We start from the raw sequence: 17,949 nt of genomic DNA, 5'->3' as shown, positions 1-17,949 counted from the left end.
CTATCTAACTTTGAGTTCATTGATCACACGGGCACGGACGATATCCTCACACTCCACGGTGAAGGACTGGTGGCGCCCGCCGCTCTTCTCGTTAAGCTCCACCACGAGCATCTTGTCCTCCGGAATAGTGAACTTGTCGAAAGTGAACACGGTGCGACCGTCCTTCTTTCCGGCAACTTCAGTGACATAGTTGTAGGCACGCAACGGGAAAATCACCTGTTCCTGCACGGCGGTACGCTTCATCACCTTCTTGTCAACGATCTTGAATGTCACGAAATCCACATTGAAAGGCACGTTTGACGTGTTGCGTATCTGCGTGTGGAAATACAGAAGCCCGTTGTGGGTGTAGACGCCCTTCAGAAGATACTGTATTCCGAAAGCCTTGCTGCCGATATGCTTCACATGGCGCTTGTTCTCCTTATGGATGGAAGAATTGATGAGATGCACCAGCTTCGGCGACTCGCTGCCGAGTTCCTTCAGATAGATTTCAAGGGCGTTGTTAGGACGGTTAACGTCGCTGCCGTCGTGTATGAAGTCCTTCATCTCCACGTTCAGGATCAGAGGCTCGTCGGCATACTTGACATTGAAGGTGTAGAAACAGCCGCTCTCGGTTATTACCGATATGTTTGTCTCGTCACGGAACCCCTTGACGGTAGATTTCACACGGATAACGTTCTCCGCTCCGTCGGCCTTCCCCGCGATAAGGTTTGGAGAGCCGAGATCGACATACTTCACCGCCGCCGGGAAGATGATGTGGACCGTCTTGTCATAGGTCACTTCCAGACCGTATGGGGGAATCATGCGGTCGAATGTCAGTTTCCTGGTAAGACCGTGGTAGAGGTCTCCCTCTGTTTCCTGTGCGAAAGCACTTACCGCGCCCATAACAAGGGCGAGAATCAAAAATAACTTTTTCATGTCGTTTGAAATTTAGTTGGTTTATACTGGTGTTGGTTACTGTTTCTGATATAGCATCAGCGCATGGCCGGATTTCAGCCGCACCTTCTCCTGACGCATCTTTTTGGAGATATACTGGGATACTCCCTGAATCGCTCCCTTGCCGAGTTCCGACAGGAGCTGGTCCCCGGCGGACTGGCTGGTGATAGATATGGTGGTGCCGAGGTTCTGCCCCATGTTGGCCGCCATCTCCCTCGCGGCGTTCGCCTCCATCGAGCCGGGGATGAATATGCCCGGCTGGCCGTCGTTGTCATACACCGCGAGTTCAACAGGAATGATATTGCCAGAATATTCCACCTGCGAAATCGTGATATCCATACGCTCCCCCTGTATCCGGCAGTCACCCGTAATGAGCGAGTTCCGCGGCAGCTCGTGTCTTCCGACACGCATAGGCTCAAGCAGCCTAAGCCGCACACTCTGGCCGCTTATGACGGTCTGGTCGCCATGCACGCACACGCTTATGGTGTTCCTGCCATGTGAGGACGTGCCGCCGACAGCGGTGTTGAATCCGAAATTGCGGGGTTCCGACAGCCGTGCCAGCATCACGGAATCGCTCACCGGCTGCGCGAGGGACGACACCACCGGGACAGAGACCCTGCCGACAGGCTCCGCCTTTGCCTTGCGGCCGTTGTCCGGCTTTTCTTCATCCTCGTGTTTAATATTGCTGTTGTCCGGGTTAGGCATATACCTGGCTGCAAGCTCATAGGACTTCTCCAACAGAGCCACCTGCTCGGCATAAGATGTCCCGGGAGTCTGCTGCTGTCGGGCCGCCGACTGTCTCAGTTGCTCGATCTCCTCACGCATGGCCTCCTTTTCGGGGTCTTCCGCAGGCTGCTCATAGAAACTGCCGAGCGTCTCGTTTATCTGCCGGTAGGCATTATGCGACGAAGAGAAGGAACCGCCACGGGATGCGGAAGCCACGGGCTTGCCGCTCTCATCGTCCACTATCACAACATCCGACGGTATATCCGCCGTTGGAGGATTGTCGGATACGGAAACCGGGTTCGGAGTGGACCCGGAAGATGTCATTTCCTCAAGAGTCCGCATCTTCTCCTCGCGTTTCTTGCGCATGGCCTCCTGCTCGTAGGCCGTCATCTTGTCATCGACAATACCGGCGTTCCTCGGATCCGGCAGCTCTGTATTGAACCCCTCCTGCCTCTCTTTCCCCGCGCGGTCGGAATCCGACGGGGCGAAGATGAACCACATGCAGGCGGCGAACACGATGAACATCAGTGCGAAGACCAGATACTTCTTCACGGCCTGACGGCGTTTCAGTTTTTCGGCATCGCTACTCATCTTCCTCTGAATCAAACTGGTTAAAGAACTCTTCCATGCCGCGCACCATCTCCTCCTGCGAGCCGGGGCCGGTGAAATCGGGAACCTCGATCGGGGCGATCTCGATGACCTCACGTGGAGCATCATCACGCCCGATGTCGTAAATGGCACGGAATATCATATAGAAATTCACTATGGCGAACAGCGCACCCGTTATCAGGATGGCGGCAAGCCTCTTTTCCGGTGTCAGTGCACCGCAGAAGGAGCGCAGGCGGTCGTCGGCCGCGTCCCTTATTCTGATAAATGTTTCCTTTATTTTCATATCGTTTCTTGTTTTAGCGGTCAGACACCCTCAGGTCGCGGTTCTCCACAACCCGGAAAGACTCAAGGATGAAACCGTGCGGGTTATTGTCACTTCTTGTGGAGTTTATAAGCCGTCCCCGTGTCACGAGGGAGCGCTCGGTGACGCTTTTCTCGCGGATGATGGAGAGACGCGAGTAAGCCACCATGTCATAGGGATAGGAATGGAAATCGCATTTCACGCTGTCTATCTCAATGCGCTGGGTGATGTTGCCCGATATGACGCGGTTGTAGTACCCCTGCTCGGCAAGGTCCCGGTAATGGCCGTAAGCCGAGCGGTCGGCAAGGAACAGGGCACGCTGTATGTTCCCCTCGATGGCGCTCTTGTCGGGAGCCAGCGAGAAGAAAAGCTCGTGGAAACGCTTCACATGCTCCCGTGCCTCCACCGGACGGTTCTGCGAGAGATCCTGCGCCAGAGCCAGCATCAGCGACTTCCCCTCGTCAAGAACATATATCTTCTGGCGCTGCGCCTCGGCGAAACGGTATGCCTTCCATACCGAATATCCCACGAGGAGCGTGCAGGCGCACAGATAGACTATGCCGAACAGACGGAGCTGACGGAAGCTGCTCTCGATGTTTTTTAATGATTTGAACTGCATAAGAACACTGTTTTAATGATTGTCACTTGATAAGGCGTCCGGCCACGTTGCCGACAGCCGCACCTGCTGCACCTCCGGCTATGGAGCCTGTCTTTGAAGCGGTCTGGTTCACGTTCTTGCCGTAGTTTCCGGCACCACCTCCCGCCTGCACTATCCATCCCGCCACGGTGGGTATCGTGAAATACCCGATTATGCCGATGATGAGGAAAGTGATGTACACGGCGTTGGAGCCGTCTGGAATAAAGTTAGGATCCGTGAGCTGCTCTATGTCCTTCTGGAGCATGAGCAACTGTATCCTCGCAAGCACGCTGCTGAACAGATCGCTGACCGGAAGCCACAGATAGATGCTTATGTATCTCACGAACCACTGCGTGAGCGTGGCCTGGAATCCATCCCATACCGATATGGCGAAAGAGATGGGACCCAGTATCGAAAGCACCACGAGGAAGAATGTCCTGAGCGTGTCTATCACCAGCGCGGCGGCCTGGAACATCAGCTCCAGCAGATTGCGGAACAGTTCCTGGAACCATTTCTTGGTGTTGTACATGGCGCGGTCTATGTACATTCCGCAAATTTCCGGCGCATCCGTTATGCCGAGGTCATCGAGTTTTTTGTCAAACTCCTCCTTGTCCACAAGGTAGGATGTTTCGGGATTGCGTTTCATCGCCTCAAGCTCAAGCCGGTCCTTCTGCTCGCGGTACCGGGTCATGTCAAGCGTCTGTGTCTGCAATATGCCGTTGGTCCCGGTGACCACGGGTGAAAGCACGCTGTTGATGGTCCCCAGCACCACGGTGGGGAAAAACATGATGCAGAACCCGATCACGAAAGGACGGAGCAGCGGATACACATCCACAGGCTCGGCACGCGAGAGCGACTGCCACACACGGTAGGCCACATAGAACAGTGCGCCGAGTCCGGCGATGCCTTTCGCTACTCCCGTCATCTGGGAGCATAGCGGCATCATCTCCTCGTAAAGATTCCTGAGAATCTGGTGGAGGTTGTCGAAGTCAATAGCCATCAGTAGCATAGTCCGAAGGATTTATGATTACCAATAGCGTTCGCTGGGAGTGCCGTAGAGCGACAGCACGCGGTCCTGGTCGTTCTTCTTTTTCGCACGCAGGTAGGACACGCCGACGTTCTTGTTGGTGTAGTATCTCACCAGTCCGCGGTACTCGTGCATACGGGTGTAGCATCTGTCGATTACATCCATGCGGTCCTTGTCGCCCATCGACAGGCCGTTCTCGTTCAACACGGTCTTGAGGTCGGTGAGCACCGACGCGCTCTCCTCAAGCAGCCTGGTGTAGCCGACGGCTATTGCACTGAGTTCCTCCGGCGAGAAATACGGGTCGGAGAGCATACGCTGGAAGTTGTTCACATAGATGTCGGTAATCTCGCCGACCATGAGGATGGTCTGCTGCACCTTGCGTGCGTCACGGAGCAGGTTCTTGACCTTTCTTAGAGCGTCATAATAGGCTTTCCCCTGCTCGTAGATTTTCACTGTCTCCTGAAAGTTGTTGAGCATGGTGCTCGCGGTAGAAGATGTATGGACGATGTTCTTTGTGGCATTGATGATGCCTTGCGCGAGGTTGCCGGGGTCGGAGACCACCCACTGCGCGTTCGCGGTCAGCCCGGCCAATGACAGGACTGCGCATACGATAAGTGATTTCATTTTCATGATTATAAAATTTTTTGTTGGTGAATAAATCTGTTTTGAGGTCAGAAAGAGGGCTTGCGGCTTTTCCCTTTTGTCGGAGGCGGATTGCGGATATGGTTGCTCCGTGCCGCTTGTGTCCGTGCCTTTTCCGTCTCGGTGTTACCGGACTTTTGCCGTAGCGGGACTGACAGACCTTCCGTATACGGCCTGCGGCCTGTCATCCTTACAAAGCGGCCGTCCAGCTCGCGGTAGGCTTTCCATGCCTGACGGGACTGTTCTTCCGGTAATGCGTCCCTGTCGAGGCCATACTTGGTCAGGAAATCGGATCCGGTATGGACAAGGTCGTTGACGGCATCGGGAGACACGACGATACGACCGAGCCTGTCAAGCTCACGGTCAAGGTTCTCAAGATAGAAATCCGGAAGCCGGACTCCGGGGATGTTTTCCACCGCTTTTTCAGCGGCCACGCACATATCCGCTTGCGCCTGCAACAATGCACGTGGATTATCGGATGCCGTGATATTGTCTTCCATACATCGGTATGCGTCGCAATCCCGCTCAAGACCGTACCGCATCATCACATATCTTGAAGGGAGCATGGAATATGCCGACAATTCACACAGCTCGGTTATATCCCGGTTGCGTCTTTGGCCGTCCAGAATTCTGATTGCCGATATGACTTCGTCATGCGCAGGGCGTTCCATTCCGGTTTTCGGAAATTTTCTCAATTCCTCATCCTGCATGAAGGTGTATATGGCAAGCAGTCCGTGTATTGCAGTGGCATCTTCCGGACCGATGTCCGAAAGTCGACGGCCGTGCCTTTCCATGAAGGGTGTATCAGCCAACGCTTCCATCATTTCAATGGAGTCCCGGTTAATTGTTGATTCCGGGCAATAGAACGGTTCTGATTTCGCGATAGCCAGAGCGATACGCCCAACGGCCTCATCCGATTTACGGTATCGGCGTATCAGCCCTGTGAGTTCCTTATGGTTGTACACGCCGGCGGCACGTTCCGCTTTTTCCGACAGCTCCTGCAATTCACGGTAGCTCAGTCTGGGCTGATCGTCACGAAGCAATTCTTTGATCCAATCTGTTATTTTCATGTCGTTTCGGATTTGTGTTTATGAATCTGGATTGCGTTTGCTTTCGGCGAGCTGTCTGATAGCAAGCTCTATGTTGCCGCCGAGTTTCTCCGTAAGCCGCATAAGTTCAAGTTTCTCGGTCTCTTCTGTGGTGTAGCACACATATTCCTCAAGCGATACCTCCGTGGCATAGACCGCCGACTGCGAGCCGCCGAGACCTATCCACACCTCCTTGTATTTCCGTGAGGGGTGGTTCGCCATGTTTATGGATAAAATCTGGGCGCGCTCCTTGTCTGTAAGTCCGAGCAGGGCCTGTATCTCGTCGAACTTGTTGACATACTTGCGCTGGTCCAGGAGTATTTTGCAATCGGAATTGTTGATGATGGTTCCCTTGACAATCGGGGACGATATGATGTCCTCCACCTCCTGAGTCACCACCACAGCCTCACCGAAGAATTTTCTGACGGTCTTGAAGAGATACTTGAGATATTCCGCCATGCCTTCCTTACTGATGGCCTTCCAAGCCTCCTCCAGAAGTATCATCTTCCGGATGCCTTTGAGCTTCCTCATCTTGTTTATGAAGGTTTCCATGATGATTATGGTGACAATTGGAAACAATACCTTGTTATCCTTGATGTTGTCCAGCTCGAAGACAATGAAGCGTTTATTGAGCAGATCCAGCTGTCTGTCGGAGTTGAGCAGGAAGTCATATTCGCCGCCACGGTAATACGGCTCAAGCACGTTCAGGAAATTGAACACGTCGAAATCCTTCTCGCGGGTGCGCTTCTGCCTCAGTATCTCCTGATACTCGTCACGGATGAACTCATAGAAGCTGTTGAACGATGGCGCCAAAGACGTGTCGGCGCGTATTTTCTCCAGAAAGAGATTGACGGCGTTGGAGAGAGCCACCTCCTCGGCACGGGTCGGCGGCTCGTCATCACGTTTCCACAGTGTGAGGATAAGCGTCTTGACCGACTCTTTCTTCTCGATGTCAAACACCCCGTCCTCCACGAAGAAGGGGTTGAACGCTATGGGGTTGTCCTCCTCGTATGTGAAATAGATTCCGTCTTCACCGTGCGTCCTCGCGTTGACAAGGTTGCAAAGCCCCTGGTAGGAATTGCCGGTATCCACGAGAAGCACATGGGTGCCCTGCTCGTAATACTGCCGGACCATGTGGTTGGTGAAGAACGATTTGCCAGAACCAGACGGTCCGAGTATGAACTTGTTGCGGTTGGTGGTGATTAATCCGTACCAACATTTATTTATTTAATACTGAATATCAGTTAATTATGGTATAAAACACATCAATATTAATATTTTTAAAGCATACAATTTGCATACAAATAGAGTGATTATAAGAAAACAGAAAAGGATATTTGTTGTTAAGGGGTAAATGTGGTAGGAGATGTTTTTATATCTGTTTTCTCTCGTTTTTCAGTGAAAAATAGACATGATACTGGCAAAAAGAGAAAGAAACTCTGTTTTTCTTTTTTCGCCAGCATATATAATTTGCTGTCTAAATAAGTTTAGTTCGTTTTGGATATACAGACAAAGAAACGTACTAAACCTTTGAACTTAAAAATATAACAAACATGTTATGTTACATACTTTTTTGAATATTTAAACAATGTAGTTAAGTACTATCAAGCATATTTCAGGCATTTTTTATACATTTGCACCAATGACAAGTAAATGATGACTGAATTTAATTCATATATGAGCAATATAGACATAGATTTTTTTAAAGAATTGTGTCTAAAACATGGAGAGTTACGACATTATAAAAAGAATGAGTTTATTCTCCATGAAGATGATGTATGTTCTTTCTTCGGGTTTATCTTGTCAGGTGTAGTCAAATACAGTTGTACCAACCGGACAGAAAACAAGCCGTATAATGTCGGTTTTTCCTTTCCAAATGAATTTATAGGCGATTACCCCACTTGCTTATATGGCATGAAATCAGAATTGAATATACAGGCAATAATCCCGTGCGAGATTTACATCTGTTCTTCTGCATTCTTACAGCAAAAATTCGAGGAGAACAAAGAAAGCCAACGGATAGCCCGTATCGCAGCCGAACAGATGTTTTTCCAATCATATTCACGTTATTTGGATTTATTCAGATTCACACCGGAAGAGCGTTACCTCCAACTTTTAAAAAAATGCCCTGCAATCCTTCAAATGGTATCACTAAAAGAAATAGCATCCTACCTTAAAATTACACCCGTACACATGAGCCGAATCAGACGCAAGCAAAGTCTTGACAACAAAAAATAAACATAGGTTTAGAAATTTACATTCATAACAATATTCCAAGAGTATCTTAATCTGCCAAAGGATTCTTCTTTTTATCTTTGTCTTATCTTTGGTTGGTTCAACGAAGAAACAAAATAAAGATTGAATGAGTTAAACAAAAAATAAAAAAGAGAATATGAAAACAAAAGAAATTCTTGGAATACTTATGCTATTCCTCTGTACATTCTGTTTTATAAACTGCGATGATGATAATGAACAGACAAATGAATTAACCCCCGAAGCACTTTATCAGACTTCATGGCGTGGAACAGGGCATTGTGAGGCTTGGACAGTACAAAATATGGGGGTCGGTATGCAATTTGTAGATACTCAGAAAGGGAAAGTAAATTGGGAAGGTTACGATGAAATTGATATTACTTATACAATAGAAGGGAAATATATCACATTTAATAGCAATGCTTTATATTTGGGTGGAGCCCCTTGGATTATCAAAAGCTATACCCAAAAACATATAACCATTATACAGAATGAAATTAGTCCAGATAAAGAGAAAGTAGCTACGATTGAATTAGAGAAAATAGATTAAACTGAATCATAGGAACATTAAGTTGCATAAATGTATGCTACAACAAAACAAAGAGAACCGTGAGATTCGCAAATTGAGCAAAGAAAGGATGAAAGAACATATAAATACCTTGTAAACAAAGGGAAAATGCAGATTCATCTAATATTCCTTTATGTGCTATTATCGGGCTGGTCTATGTGCTGAAATACAAGGAAAAGAGATTCACCTTGTTCTCTTGTATAGGATTGGTTATTGGGATAGGATGAGCAATTTATATGCTACTGATAATAAGGTCAATGTAAATCAAAGTAATATGAAACTGAAATATATATTGAATGCTATAATATTTGTTTTGGCATTATCTTTTTTGTCTATGTGTATATTTAAGACTACAGAGTTAAGTTTGAAATGTATGCAATTTGCTGTATCTATCTCCTGTATAGGAGCAATGTTTTCTACAAAAAGATATAGATACATATTTGCATCTATTGCTTTAATCATTATAGGAATATCTTTTTTACTTTAAATGTCCATAATAACGATAATGATTTGATTGTTGCTAATGTCTTCAGTCAAGTATATTTACTTCAGCAAACGCCCCCGTAGGTGCAGTTCCTATTCACAATTAAATCATTGCCTAATCATCATCCAAACAATTCAGCGGATTGGGGATTTTGGGCTTTTCAAATTAGACTATCCGCAAATATAGAAAAAGTGCAATACACCACGAAGATGCACTGCACTTTTCTCCATATATTGGGTGGGCTTTAACATTTACAGTTTGTATCCTTTGTTTTCCCGATTTATGGCTTGCCCAGTCGGTTGGCTTCCTTTTTCAACCGCTCGGCTTGTTCATTGAGCAGCCTTGCACGTTCCAACGCTTCCGCCTGCTTCCTGCTGCGGTATTCAAAATCCGTCACCGAATCAGTCAAGTTTTGGATGAAAGCGTTATCCCGTTCCCTACTGAAATTCGTTTCCAGCAAATCAAGGCAGCCCCCGTCCGCTTCCCCTTTCATCAGAATGTAGCGGTATTTCATATCGTTGTCCTGCAACTGCTGCATTCGTCCAGCCAAACGGACATTCAGGAACAAGGAAACGAAACAGACAACCAGCCCTGCCAAAAAAACAAAAAGTTTCGGGCGTAACAAACCGCTTATCCTCCGGGACAACGATGCAGGTTCGGTTTCCGCTTTTTCTGTTGTGTGTTCCTTATGGTAAGAATCCAACACATCCAGCATTTCTTTCAGACAACGGTAGGTAGCCGTTACAAATTTTCTCACTTCTCCTATGGATTGCTGCTGCTCCTGTTCCGTATTCTTTATGTCGGCAAGTTGGCTTTGGATAGCCTGCAATTCCTTTTCGGGAACAGCCGGATTATTGTGCAGTTCCGACAATGCCTGTTCGATTGCGTTCAGCCTTTCGATAGTTTCTTCCCGACTGGCTGGCGTTACCTGTGCTTCCTGCTTCTCTTTCAATTCCGTAACCATTGAGAGAAGCCCCTCTAAAATCAAATTTTCCTCCATGTATTTACAATTTAAGTTGTTTTTTCTTTTTCTTCTTCTTTCTCAAATTAAAATTAGGTTCTTCATCCACTGGGGGAGAAGAAGCGGAAAATAGACCGGGCGAACCAGTTATCAACGGACTGTCAGCCTTTCCCTGCGTTGGCAATGGCTCCCGAACGGATGTAAAAGCTGCCTGCCGCTGATTTCCGATTGTATTCAGTCCTGCATCCCCGAAACACTTATCCAGTTTGGAGAAACTGAAATTACGGTCTATCTCCGAACCCTTGAACGTGTATTCGCCTTTGGAAAAGGAAACACCTTGTATCTCGCTTGTCTGCCCCTTGTACTTGAACCGGACAGTAATACCCTTTTCCGCTAACCGCTCCTGTAACTGCCGCCAGTTCTTGGACTTCCCGATTTCGTTCTTCACAGCCGTGTAAATCTCGTATTTCGACTTGTCCGGCTCTTTCAGTCGGTGCTGCTTTACCTGTTCTTTTCCACCAGCGAAATAAAGCCCGTGTTTGGCTTTCAGCTTCTTGCATACCTGTTCGTTACGGTACATATCGTTCCTGTCCGAAATGGTCTTGCCGTTATTGTCTATGCGGTTGAACACGATATGCACGTGCGGATGTTCCCGGTCTTGATGACGCACGATGATATACTGCGTATCGGTGATTTTCATTTCACGCATATACTCCTGCGCAAGCTGTACCATCTTCCCGTCTGTCAATTTGGGCGTATCCACTGTCGAATAACTTAACGCAATATGTCCGACAGGCTTCTTCAAATCGGGATTCATCTCGGTCTGCATACAGAAGCTGCGGATTATATCACCCCGGCTTTCAGTCAGAACCCCGTCCGCATGAAGCAAAACCGCCTGCTCCTTGCCGAGCACATAGTTCACACAGCCCTTAAAACCGCTTCCCTTTTTTATTTTTCCAATCATCCGACAAATGGTTTATGATTCCAATAATCCTGTTTTTGAGCTTCACCAGTTCCACCGCCACCAGTGCGAAACCTCCGGCATTCGCCCGGTGCGCCAACTGGTTGATGTTGTTGGCTTCCCCTGCCAGCTTGCGGATGGTGTCCGCATCCTGCCTGTTCAGCCGGGGTATGACCTCTGCCGAAACAACCGCCTGCCTTACATACTCACTGACACGCAACCCGGCTTCCCCGGCTCGCTTCCTGATGGCGTAATACTGCAACTCGGTCAGTTTCGTACTGACAACCCGTTGCTGCTTCTCTATCCGTTTCTTTGCCGGACGTCCCCCCGGCTTGTCCTTTATACTCGTCATGGTTTTTTACGTTTGAATGGTGTCTTAAAAATTGCGACCAACGGGAGAAATTTTCTTTGCGGTGAGCAAAGCAAGGTAGTTTCGGTTTACCGAAACATAACCTTGCTCTCCAAATAAACCGCCAGCCGTTGATAGTCCTGCCGGATTAAATGCCCCTGCCTCTCTTTTGTCTTGGGGCGGCACGTTGTCCGGTTTCCTGCTTCGTTTCCTGCACTTGGCTGGCTTCGTTTTTCTGTTCCTGCTTCCTGCCGCACAGGTAATCGTTCAAGTCCGAATATCCCCTGTAATTGTGTGAGAAGTCACGTACACGGTAGGAGTATTCCAACTCGATATCCCGTGTCGCTTCATATCCAGCCTTGTCATTGTCAAGCATACAGTGGATGCGTTCATACAGGGACATCACGTCAAGGGCTTTCGACACATTGGCGGTAGAGTTAAGAATGACATAATCCTGCCTGTCAAGGTCGGGCATGGTCGGACAGTTCCTCATACGGAGCGTAAGGAAAGAGAGGTAGTCCATGAAACCCTCGAACACCAGACATTTCTCTCTCGGCTCTCCCTGCTGCCGTATATGGGTGATGTCTTTCGGGGCGATGCAGCCTTTGAAAAAAGAGTTGCGCACCTCATAACCTCCTGTCATGTTCGGGAAACCGATAGCGAAGAACGGTCTGCCGTTATTGGTAAAATGGAGTTCCTTACATTCTCTTTTTGCCAGTTCGATATTGATACCCCGTCCCTGCAAGTAACGGAGCAATGCCGGATGGGTAAGGTCACGGACTTCCAAATGCTGGAAACTCGGTTCTTTCCTACGCTGGGGAAAAGAAAAACTGACCGGACGGATGTGCGGTGTCTGTTCCGCTATCCGGTTTAAAAGGTATGGCAAGCTGTCTGAACAATAGAGTTCCTTTGCCAGTGCGATGAGGTTGCCGCCCTTGCCTGCGCCAAAGTCATACCAAAGGTTGCGGTCAGTGTTCACCTTGAAAGACGGTTCGTGTTCCTCCCTTAACGGTGATTTGTACCATAAACCGTTACCCTGCTGTTTGACAGGAGAGTAACCTAAACTGTGCAGATAGTCTGCGATGGGTATTTGTTTCACATCTTCGATGTTCATAACATTTTCTTTTTGGGGATAAAAAAATAGTTGAAAAGTGCACCAGTCCTGTTTAGTCCGTTATATATACACCCGTACCATACTAAACCTGCCTGTTCCGATACTGGGAAATAGTAAGTCCGTTCCTCTTGTATATACACCCGGACTAAACCAAACTGACTTTTAATAATGGAAATCGGGATTATAGCGGTAGCCCTTGCCCTCTTTCACAATCATGCGCTTGTTCACAAGAAACTTGTTAAGCGACACAAGAACATTGCGTCCACGCTCGTAACCGATACTCGCATAACCCTGTTTCAATGCCGCTATGACATTGGAATAGCCTTGTACCACCTGCTTGCCGAAACCGTTCTCCAACGCTTCCCGGTGTTGCTGTTCAGTCAGTTCCGTAAGCGAAAAGTTCCTGTCCTGCTTAGGTTGTTGGAATACATAATCATCCACGATTTCGGGTAAAGCGTTGTCATTGATACGGAATGCGAACGGGTCAAATTCCCGGTCACGTATGTGCATCGCCTTTACCTCGCTTATGTTGCCGTCCTGCTGGCTTTTCGTGATTTGCAGGACGGTTTCAGCCTTGTTGTTCAGTTCCGTACCGATATGCCCCCTTGTGTTGTCATCCCCCTTGTTCAAATGCAGCACGGTGTGGATATGCAGGTTATACCCACTTGACCAGCGCATCAAAAGGTTGATTAGGTCGGTTGATTCGCTGGGGCTGTTGATGTCGTACATCAAGTCACGGATTCCGTCAATGATGAGCAACCCCACATCGGGCATATTTTCAAGCATATAGCCGATAATCTGTTTCCGCTTGTCGGGGGTCTGCTCTCTTAGCACGATGAAAACAAAATCGTCCCTGTCCTTGTCGGTAGGCAGTCCGGCAAGTCGCAAAATACGCTCCATGACCTTATGGCAATGGTATTTGCTCTGCTCGGTATCTACATAGAGGATTTTCCGTTTGTTCGGTGGCAGGTATGCCGAATACTTCAGTACCTCGTCATTCTTCAACGCTGCCGCAACAATGGCGGAAATATTGAATGTCTTTTTGCTCTTGGCTTTGCCTGTGGATGCGCTGAAATTACCCAGCGTGCCAATGGTAGAGCCGTTCACCCAGAGTATTTCGGGCGGCACTTCGTAAGTGTCCGTCACCTTTAAATGAATGGTTTTCCAAAGGGCTGCGAAATCCTCTTTCTGCATGGTAACACCCTGCCCGGCTTCTTCTTTCCTCTTATTTTCCATAGTTACGGATTTTCCGGTTTGCGCTCTTGGCGATGGCGAGTGCCGCCTCGTCCTTGTCGTTCACCCTTTTTGTAAGGTTTTCCGCCCACGTGAGAAGCTCTTTCCGTGAGAAAAGCAATTTGTTCCCGTATTTGCGGAACGGCACTTCCTTTTTTGCGGTCAGCTTGTAGAGCCGTGCCTTTGAAATCAGAAAACCGTGTCGTTCCAGCACCTCTACCGCCACATCGGGCGTGAGGTTGTCGGGTTCGTTCCTCGGCTGGGTGAATCCTGCCAATGACTGGGAAACGGTTTCGCTCACGATAGCCCGGAGTTCTTCGGGCGTTGTCAGAATAATGTTCGTCATATTTTCTTCCTTTTTTAGTTATTACTTGGCTACCGTCATAGCCGTTGCAACCGGTTGATGCCGCAAAGGAAGAATAAAAGAAACCGATTATTCAATTACTAATCACTTGACACAGACCGGACAACTTGGGACAATGCAGGACATCCGGCAAGATTGGAGCGGGATAAAAAAAGGGACAAACGATGTATTGGTGATTTTGTCCTTCCAACACACCGTTTGTCCTATGTATGTTAAGTGATTATGCGAATGCCGCTATTTCACATCCTTTAACCTTTCAAGTTGGGAAACGACTTCTTTTATTACGAAATATTTGTTTCCCGACAGCCCTATGTCCGAACGGGATATGAAACCGAGTTCCTCCCACCGGGCTACGGTCTGCCTGCTCACGCCCGCCATTTTCGCCAATGTCTTTTGGTCTATCAGTTCCCTGCCCTCGAATACGGGGTACTTGTATTTACGGGTGGCATGGCTGAACCTTATTTTCTCTATCGCCTTGTCCACGTCTTTAACAGTAGGGGGAATATATGATTTCACTTGCAGTACGGCTTCTTCTATTTCGTAGCCTGCGTATTCGGGATTCTGCGCCAGTTCCTCGTAAATGGCACTGAAACATTCAAGGTGTCTAATCTTCACCGTCTTGGTTTTCTTGTTCGGCATGGCTCAATCGAATTTGGTTAATAACTGCGCATTCCTTATCCGCTCCTCCTGCTCGAAACTGGCGAGGTAGTTCTCCGTGATGGCAAGGCTTGAATGCCCCAAACTCTCGGATATGTAAGCGATGTTCGTTCCGCTGCGTTTTAAGACAGTCGCATAGGAATGCCGGGCGGAATAGGTCGTGAAACGGGGGACACCGACAGCTTGGGCTATTTTAGCCAAAGCGATGTTGCAACGGTGCGTTACCCGTCTGACAATATTGGAAATGACAAATTCGTCCTCCGTTTCTCTGGCGTACTTGAACAGGAAAGTATCGGGTTTCCCATCGTCAGGGTTTCCCCACCGTTTTATAATATCCCGCATTTCGGGAGTGAGTACCGCCCTTATTTCCCGTATATGGTTGGACGTGTGCGATGTCTTGGAGCGTACAAAGCAGATTTCACCGTCCACGATGTTCCCATACCGCAAGAAAAGCATATCCCTGAAATTGATACCGTTGCACAGGTAGGAGAAAAACCAAAAATCCCGGTACTTCTCAACGGTCTTGCTGCCCTTGTATGTCACGACTTTTTTTATCTGTTCCATCGTCAAGGCTAACTTTCGGCTGTTGCCGCTCGGAATCTCGTACTTCCCCCTGCCGAACGGGTATTGGGCTTCTTTTAAAATCCCGTTGCGTCTTGCGTCATTCACCACGCATTTAAGGGCTTTCATATAGAAATTTATGGTGGTGACGGTCTTGCCCTCGTTCCGCAGGAACTTGTCAAGGCGTGACAGCCAGTCCGCAGAAACCGCAGAGAACGGCACGCTGCCGCCTGCGAACCGTTCTATGCTTTTCAACGTGCTGCGGTAGTTATAATAGGAATTTACCTGCCCGTTGAGTTTGAATGCGTCTATTTTCCCCTGTATGGCTGTGTTAAGGGTTGTACCCGTACACCTGCCCAACCTCATGCTGAGCGCATCGAAACAGAAGTCCCCACGTTCCGCAAGGGCTTCCACTTGGCTTTTTATGATGGAGAAACTGTTTTCCACGCTTGCCCGTATCTCAATCAGTCTGCGGCTCTTGCTTTCGGCAAGGATTTCCCAGTCCTCTTTGGACAATTCCTTTCCGGTGGAATAATATTTCTGCTTGCGGTTGTGTATCACTTGTATCTTGACAGGGAACAGACCGCTTTTCTTCGCCCTACGTGCATCCAGTACCGATAGTACGGATATTCCATCTTTTGAATACTTGAACATAGGCTGCCTTGTTTATTGTTATACGTCTATTTTGTACATACGATTTGCATACAAAAATAGAGATTATCGGAAAAAACAGCAAATCAAAAGCCAAATCATTTTCCTAATAATCTCTAAATATCAGTTATTTATATACAAACTCAAACAATATAAAAATGGTAAAAATATAGGGTATTATTACGGTTGGTTATCACGCCGGTCTTCATCGGCAGGTCGGAAATATCCAGATGGACAGGTTTCCCGGTCAGGCGGTCAACCATGCGCATACCGAACGGGGAAAGCGAGTCCCTGCCGGATGTTTCCTGCACGAACAGGCACAGCGCCTGTTCGATAAAGGTGTAGAAACTCTCCTCTGCCGGGAAATCGCCCGCGTTGCCTGGGATTGCCGCCCAGAACAGCGTGGGGAGGTCAACGGTGTTGTGGCGCGGCTTCGCCTCCATGAGCGCCAGCTGGCTCCCCACGTCGTTCTTGACACGTTTCAGCTTCTCGCGGTCGTCGCTCCACGCCATCACGTTGCAGTGCGCGCGTATCGAGGTCAGCCCCTTGCTGTGGGCCTCGTTCAGATATTCCTCTATCCATTCACGATTTATCTGGTTGGAGCGGCTGTAACGCGACAGCGAGTGCATGTTGCGGGCGGTCTGCTCGAACCTGCGCAGGTTCTCGGCGGAGTCGTCGATGAACAGGTACTGGTTCACGATATGGTTGCAGGTCAGCAACACACCTATGGGCGCTGCGAACGACAGGCGGCAGTCACTGCGGTCGGTGGACAGACGCTCGTAACGCGAATCCGTCGCTACACTTGACGGCAGATCCTCCGGGTCCGACAGCGTGTGCAGGCACAGGAATTTGTCGCCTATGCGCATCTCTCCCGGTTCAAGGGTGATGTCTTGCAGGCAGGTGGTGTCCTCCTGCGAGAGCGAGAAATACTTCTCGATGATGCCCGCGCTTTTCTCCGTGCCGGTGATATCGGCATCGGACAGGCGGCTTATCCTGACAAAGCCGCTGTCGTTGATTATGCGCTCGAACTGGGAGCATGCTTCGAGGAAACGTGCCGCCGTCTCCCGGTCCTGCATCTCCTTGGGGATGATGAATCCCCGCGTGAGCGCGTTGAAGTTGCTCATCGTGCGGCTCCGCTCCTTCGAGGTCTTGGTGAGGAACAGGTAGCAGTCGTGGCGCAGGTATGGACGCTCGTTGAAATGCCGCTCGAAGGAACGACTGAGGAAACTCAGGTCGTCACGGCAGATGTCCGGCTTGTAGCTTTCCTCGATGAAGAAGTCCTGCTTGTGCACTATGCTGTATGCCGGAAGCACCTTCACCGCCTTGGCCCATGCGGAATGCACCGCCTCGTACTCGGCCTGCGTGAGCGTGAACAGCTCGGGCAGCTCCACGCGGTATGCCACGGTTATGTCCGCGTCCTTGCTGATGATGCAGCCCTCCTCCACGGCGAGCAAGGGAAACTTGCTCTCAAGTGTGGCGGCTTTCATTACGTTTCTCATACGCTTCTTTTTTTGGAGGTTGCTGAAAACAGCCGGTGGAAGCTCCTGCGGCTGATGATGTGGCGGGGACGGTTACGCGACGCCTGCAATTTCATGAGTCCGAACTCGCCGTAGCGGGCGTTGAGCCGGAACGTGCCCCAGACAAGCGCCGAGGCGGATACAGTTCCGAACCCTATGCACACCCACTGGTCTATGCCGGCCATGTACATCACCACGAAAATCACGAACAGCGCGAGAAGTCCGCCGGCGAAGATGAACAGGTACCGGCTTTTGAGGCCCTTGAATTCCGGGCTGCGTCCTATCCCCTTGTTTACCTGGTATTCCGCCATGG

Annotated in this window: 18 protein-coding genes and 2 pseudogenes; 2 read left to right on the top strand and 18 right to left on the bottom strand. The window is 49.1% G+C overall.

Going from position 1 to position 17,949, the window contains the following annotated elements; translation table 11 throughout:
* The 8 genes and pseudogenes from traN to ACYQ0C_RS21020 form a co-directional block, all read right to left on the bottom strand.
* Positions 1-915 carry a conjugative transposon protein TraN gene (traN, locus tag ACYQ0C_RS21055; protein ID WP_016274788.1) on the bottom strand — a complete coding sequence of 305 codons (915 nt, stop codon included), beginning with the start codon at positions 913-915 and terminating at the stop codon, positions 1-3.
* 36 nt (positions 916-951) lie between these two features.
* A complete protein-coding gene (traM, locus tag ACYQ0C_RS21050; RefSeq protein ID WP_016274787.1) occupies positions 952-2,250 on the bottom strand; it encodes a conjugative transposon protein TraM in 1,299 nt (432 codons plus the stop codon).
* A complete protein-coding gene (locus ACYQ0C_RS21045) occupies positions 2,243-2,551 on the bottom strand; it encodes a TraL conjugative transposon family protein (protein WP_016274786.1) in 309 nt (102 codons plus the stop codon). The genes traM and ACYQ0C_RS21045 overlap by 8 nt, the downstream gene beginning before the upstream one ends.
* Before the next feature lie 13 nt (positions 2,552-2,564).
* Positions 2,565-3,188: a conjugative transposon protein TraK gene (traK, locus tag ACYQ0C_RS21040; protein WP_016274785.1), complete on the bottom strand. Its 624-nt coding sequence runs from the start codon at positions 3,186-3,188 to the stop codon at positions 2,565-2,567.
* 22 nt (positions 3,189-3,210) lie between these two features.
* Positions 3,211-4,215: a conjugative transposon protein TraJ gene (traJ, locus tag ACYQ0C_RS21035; RefSeq protein ID WP_016274784.1), complete on the bottom strand. Its 1,005-nt coding sequence runs from the start codon at positions 4,213-4,215 to the stop codon at positions 3,211-3,213.
* 18 nt (positions 4,216-4,233) lie between these two features.
* On the bottom strand, positions 4,234-4,863 hold the full coding sequence (locus ACYQ0C_RS21030; RefSeq protein WP_016274783.1) for a DUF4141 domain-containing protein: 630 nt from the start codon (positions 4,861-4,863) through the stop codon (positions 4,234-4,236).
* A 41-nt stretch (positions 4,864-4,904) separates the two neighbouring features.
* On the bottom strand, positions 4,905-5,945 hold the full coding sequence (locus ACYQ0C_RS21025; RefSeq protein ID WP_016274782.1) for a hypothetical protein: 1,041 nt from the start codon (positions 5,943-5,945) through the stop codon (positions 4,905-4,907).
* Positions 5,946-5,963: 18 nt separating this feature from the next.
* Positions 5,964-7,160 (bottom strand): annotated as a pseudogene (locus tag ACYQ0C_RS21020) (TraG family conjugative transposon ATPase); the annotation flags it as partial.
* A 459-nt stretch (positions 7,161-7,619) separates the two neighbouring features.
* On the opposite strand from ACYQ0C_RS21020, the gene ACYQ0C_RS21015 reads away from it, so the two are divergent.
* The gene (locus tag ACYQ0C_RS21015; protein ID WP_008645841.1) at positions 7,620-8,201 is read left to right on the top strand and encodes a Crp/Fnr family transcriptional regulator; all 582 of its coding nucleotides are present in this window, start codon (positions 7,620-7,622) and stop codon (positions 8,199-8,201) included.
* Positions 8,202-8,355: 154 nt separating this feature from the next.
* Complete coding sequence (locus ACYQ0C_RS21010; RefSeq protein WP_007656455.1) at positions 8,356-8,766, top strand: hypothetical protein; 411 nt, start codon at positions 8,356-8,358, stop codon at positions 8,764-8,766.
* A 782-nt stretch (positions 8,767-9,548) separates the two neighbouring features.
* On the opposite strand, the gene ACYQ0C_RS21005 is transcribed toward ACYQ0C_RS21010, so the two are convergent.
* From ACYQ0C_RS21005 to ACYQ0C_RS20960, 10 genes and pseudogenes are all read right to left on the bottom strand, one after another.
* Positions 9,549-10,268 (bottom strand): hypothetical protein, encoded by a 720-nt coding sequence (locus ACYQ0C_RS21005; RefSeq protein WP_025077265.1) that lies wholly within the window; start codon positions 10,266-10,268, stop codon positions 9,549-9,551.
* A gap of 4 nt (positions 10,269-10,272) precedes the next feature.
* Positions 10,273-11,193: a relaxase/mobilization nuclease domain-containing protein gene (locus ACYQ0C_RS21000; RefSeq protein ID WP_025077264.1), complete on the bottom strand. Its 921-nt coding sequence runs from the start codon at positions 11,191-11,193 to the stop codon at positions 10,273-10,275.
* Positions 11,159-11,542 carry a MobC family plasmid mobilization relaxosome protein gene (locus ACYQ0C_RS20995; RefSeq protein ID WP_004315361.1) on the bottom strand — a complete coding sequence of 128 codons (384 nt, stop codon included), beginning with the start codon at positions 11,540-11,542 and terminating at the stop codon, positions 11,159-11,161. Before ACYQ0C_RS20995 ends, ACYQ0C_RS21000 begins: the two co-directional genes overlap by 35 nt.
* Positions 11,543-11,687: 145 nt before the next feature.
* Positions 11,688-12,653: a toprim domain-containing protein gene (locus tag ACYQ0C_RS20990; RefSeq protein WP_007656447.1), complete on the bottom strand. Its 966-nt coding sequence runs from the start codon at positions 12,651-12,653 to the stop codon at positions 11,688-11,690.
* A gap of 162 nt (positions 12,654-12,815) precedes the next feature.
* Positions 12,816-13,889 (bottom strand): AAA family ATPase, encoded by a 1,074-nt coding sequence (locus tag ACYQ0C_RS20985; protein WP_007656440.1) that lies wholly within the window; start codon positions 13,887-13,889, stop codon positions 12,816-12,818.
* Positions 13,879-14,232, bottom strand: coding sequence for a helix-turn-helix domain-containing protein (locus ACYQ0C_RS20980; protein WP_025077263.1), 354 nt, complete (start codon positions 14,230-14,232; stop codon positions 13,879-13,881). Before ACYQ0C_RS20980 ends, ACYQ0C_RS20985 begins: the two co-directional genes overlap by 11 nt.
* Positions 14,233-14,484: 252 nt before the next feature.
* A complete protein-coding gene (locus tag ACYQ0C_RS20975; RefSeq protein WP_007656427.1) occupies positions 14,485-14,889 on the bottom strand; it encodes a MerR family transcriptional regulator in 405 nt (134 codons plus the stop codon).
* 3 nt (positions 14,890-14,892) lie between these two features.
* A complete protein-coding gene (locus ACYQ0C_RS20970; protein ID WP_007656426.1) occupies positions 14,893-16,122 on the bottom strand; it encodes a site-specific integrase in 1,230 nt (409 codons plus the stop codon).
* A gap of 176 nt (positions 16,123-16,298) precedes the next feature.
* Positions 16,299-17,618, bottom strand: a pseudogene (locus ACYQ0C_RS20965) (TraG family conjugative transposon ATPase); the annotation flags it as partial.
* Positions 17,615-17,947, bottom strand: coding sequence for a DUF4133 domain-containing protein (locus ACYQ0C_RS20960; RefSeq protein WP_025076933.1), 333 nt, complete (start codon positions 17,945-17,947; stop codon positions 17,615-17,617). The gene ACYQ0C_RS20960 and the pseudogene ACYQ0C_RS20965, both read right to left, overlap by 4 nt.
* Between the last annotated feature and the right edge of the window lie 2 nt (positions 17,948-17,949).

It is taken from the genome of Phocaeicola sartorii JCM 17136 = DSM 21941 (assembly GCF_054653615.1).
The sequence above is the reverse complement of the archived record's forward strand: the minus strand, read 5'-3'. Positions and strand labels throughout refer to the sequence as shown.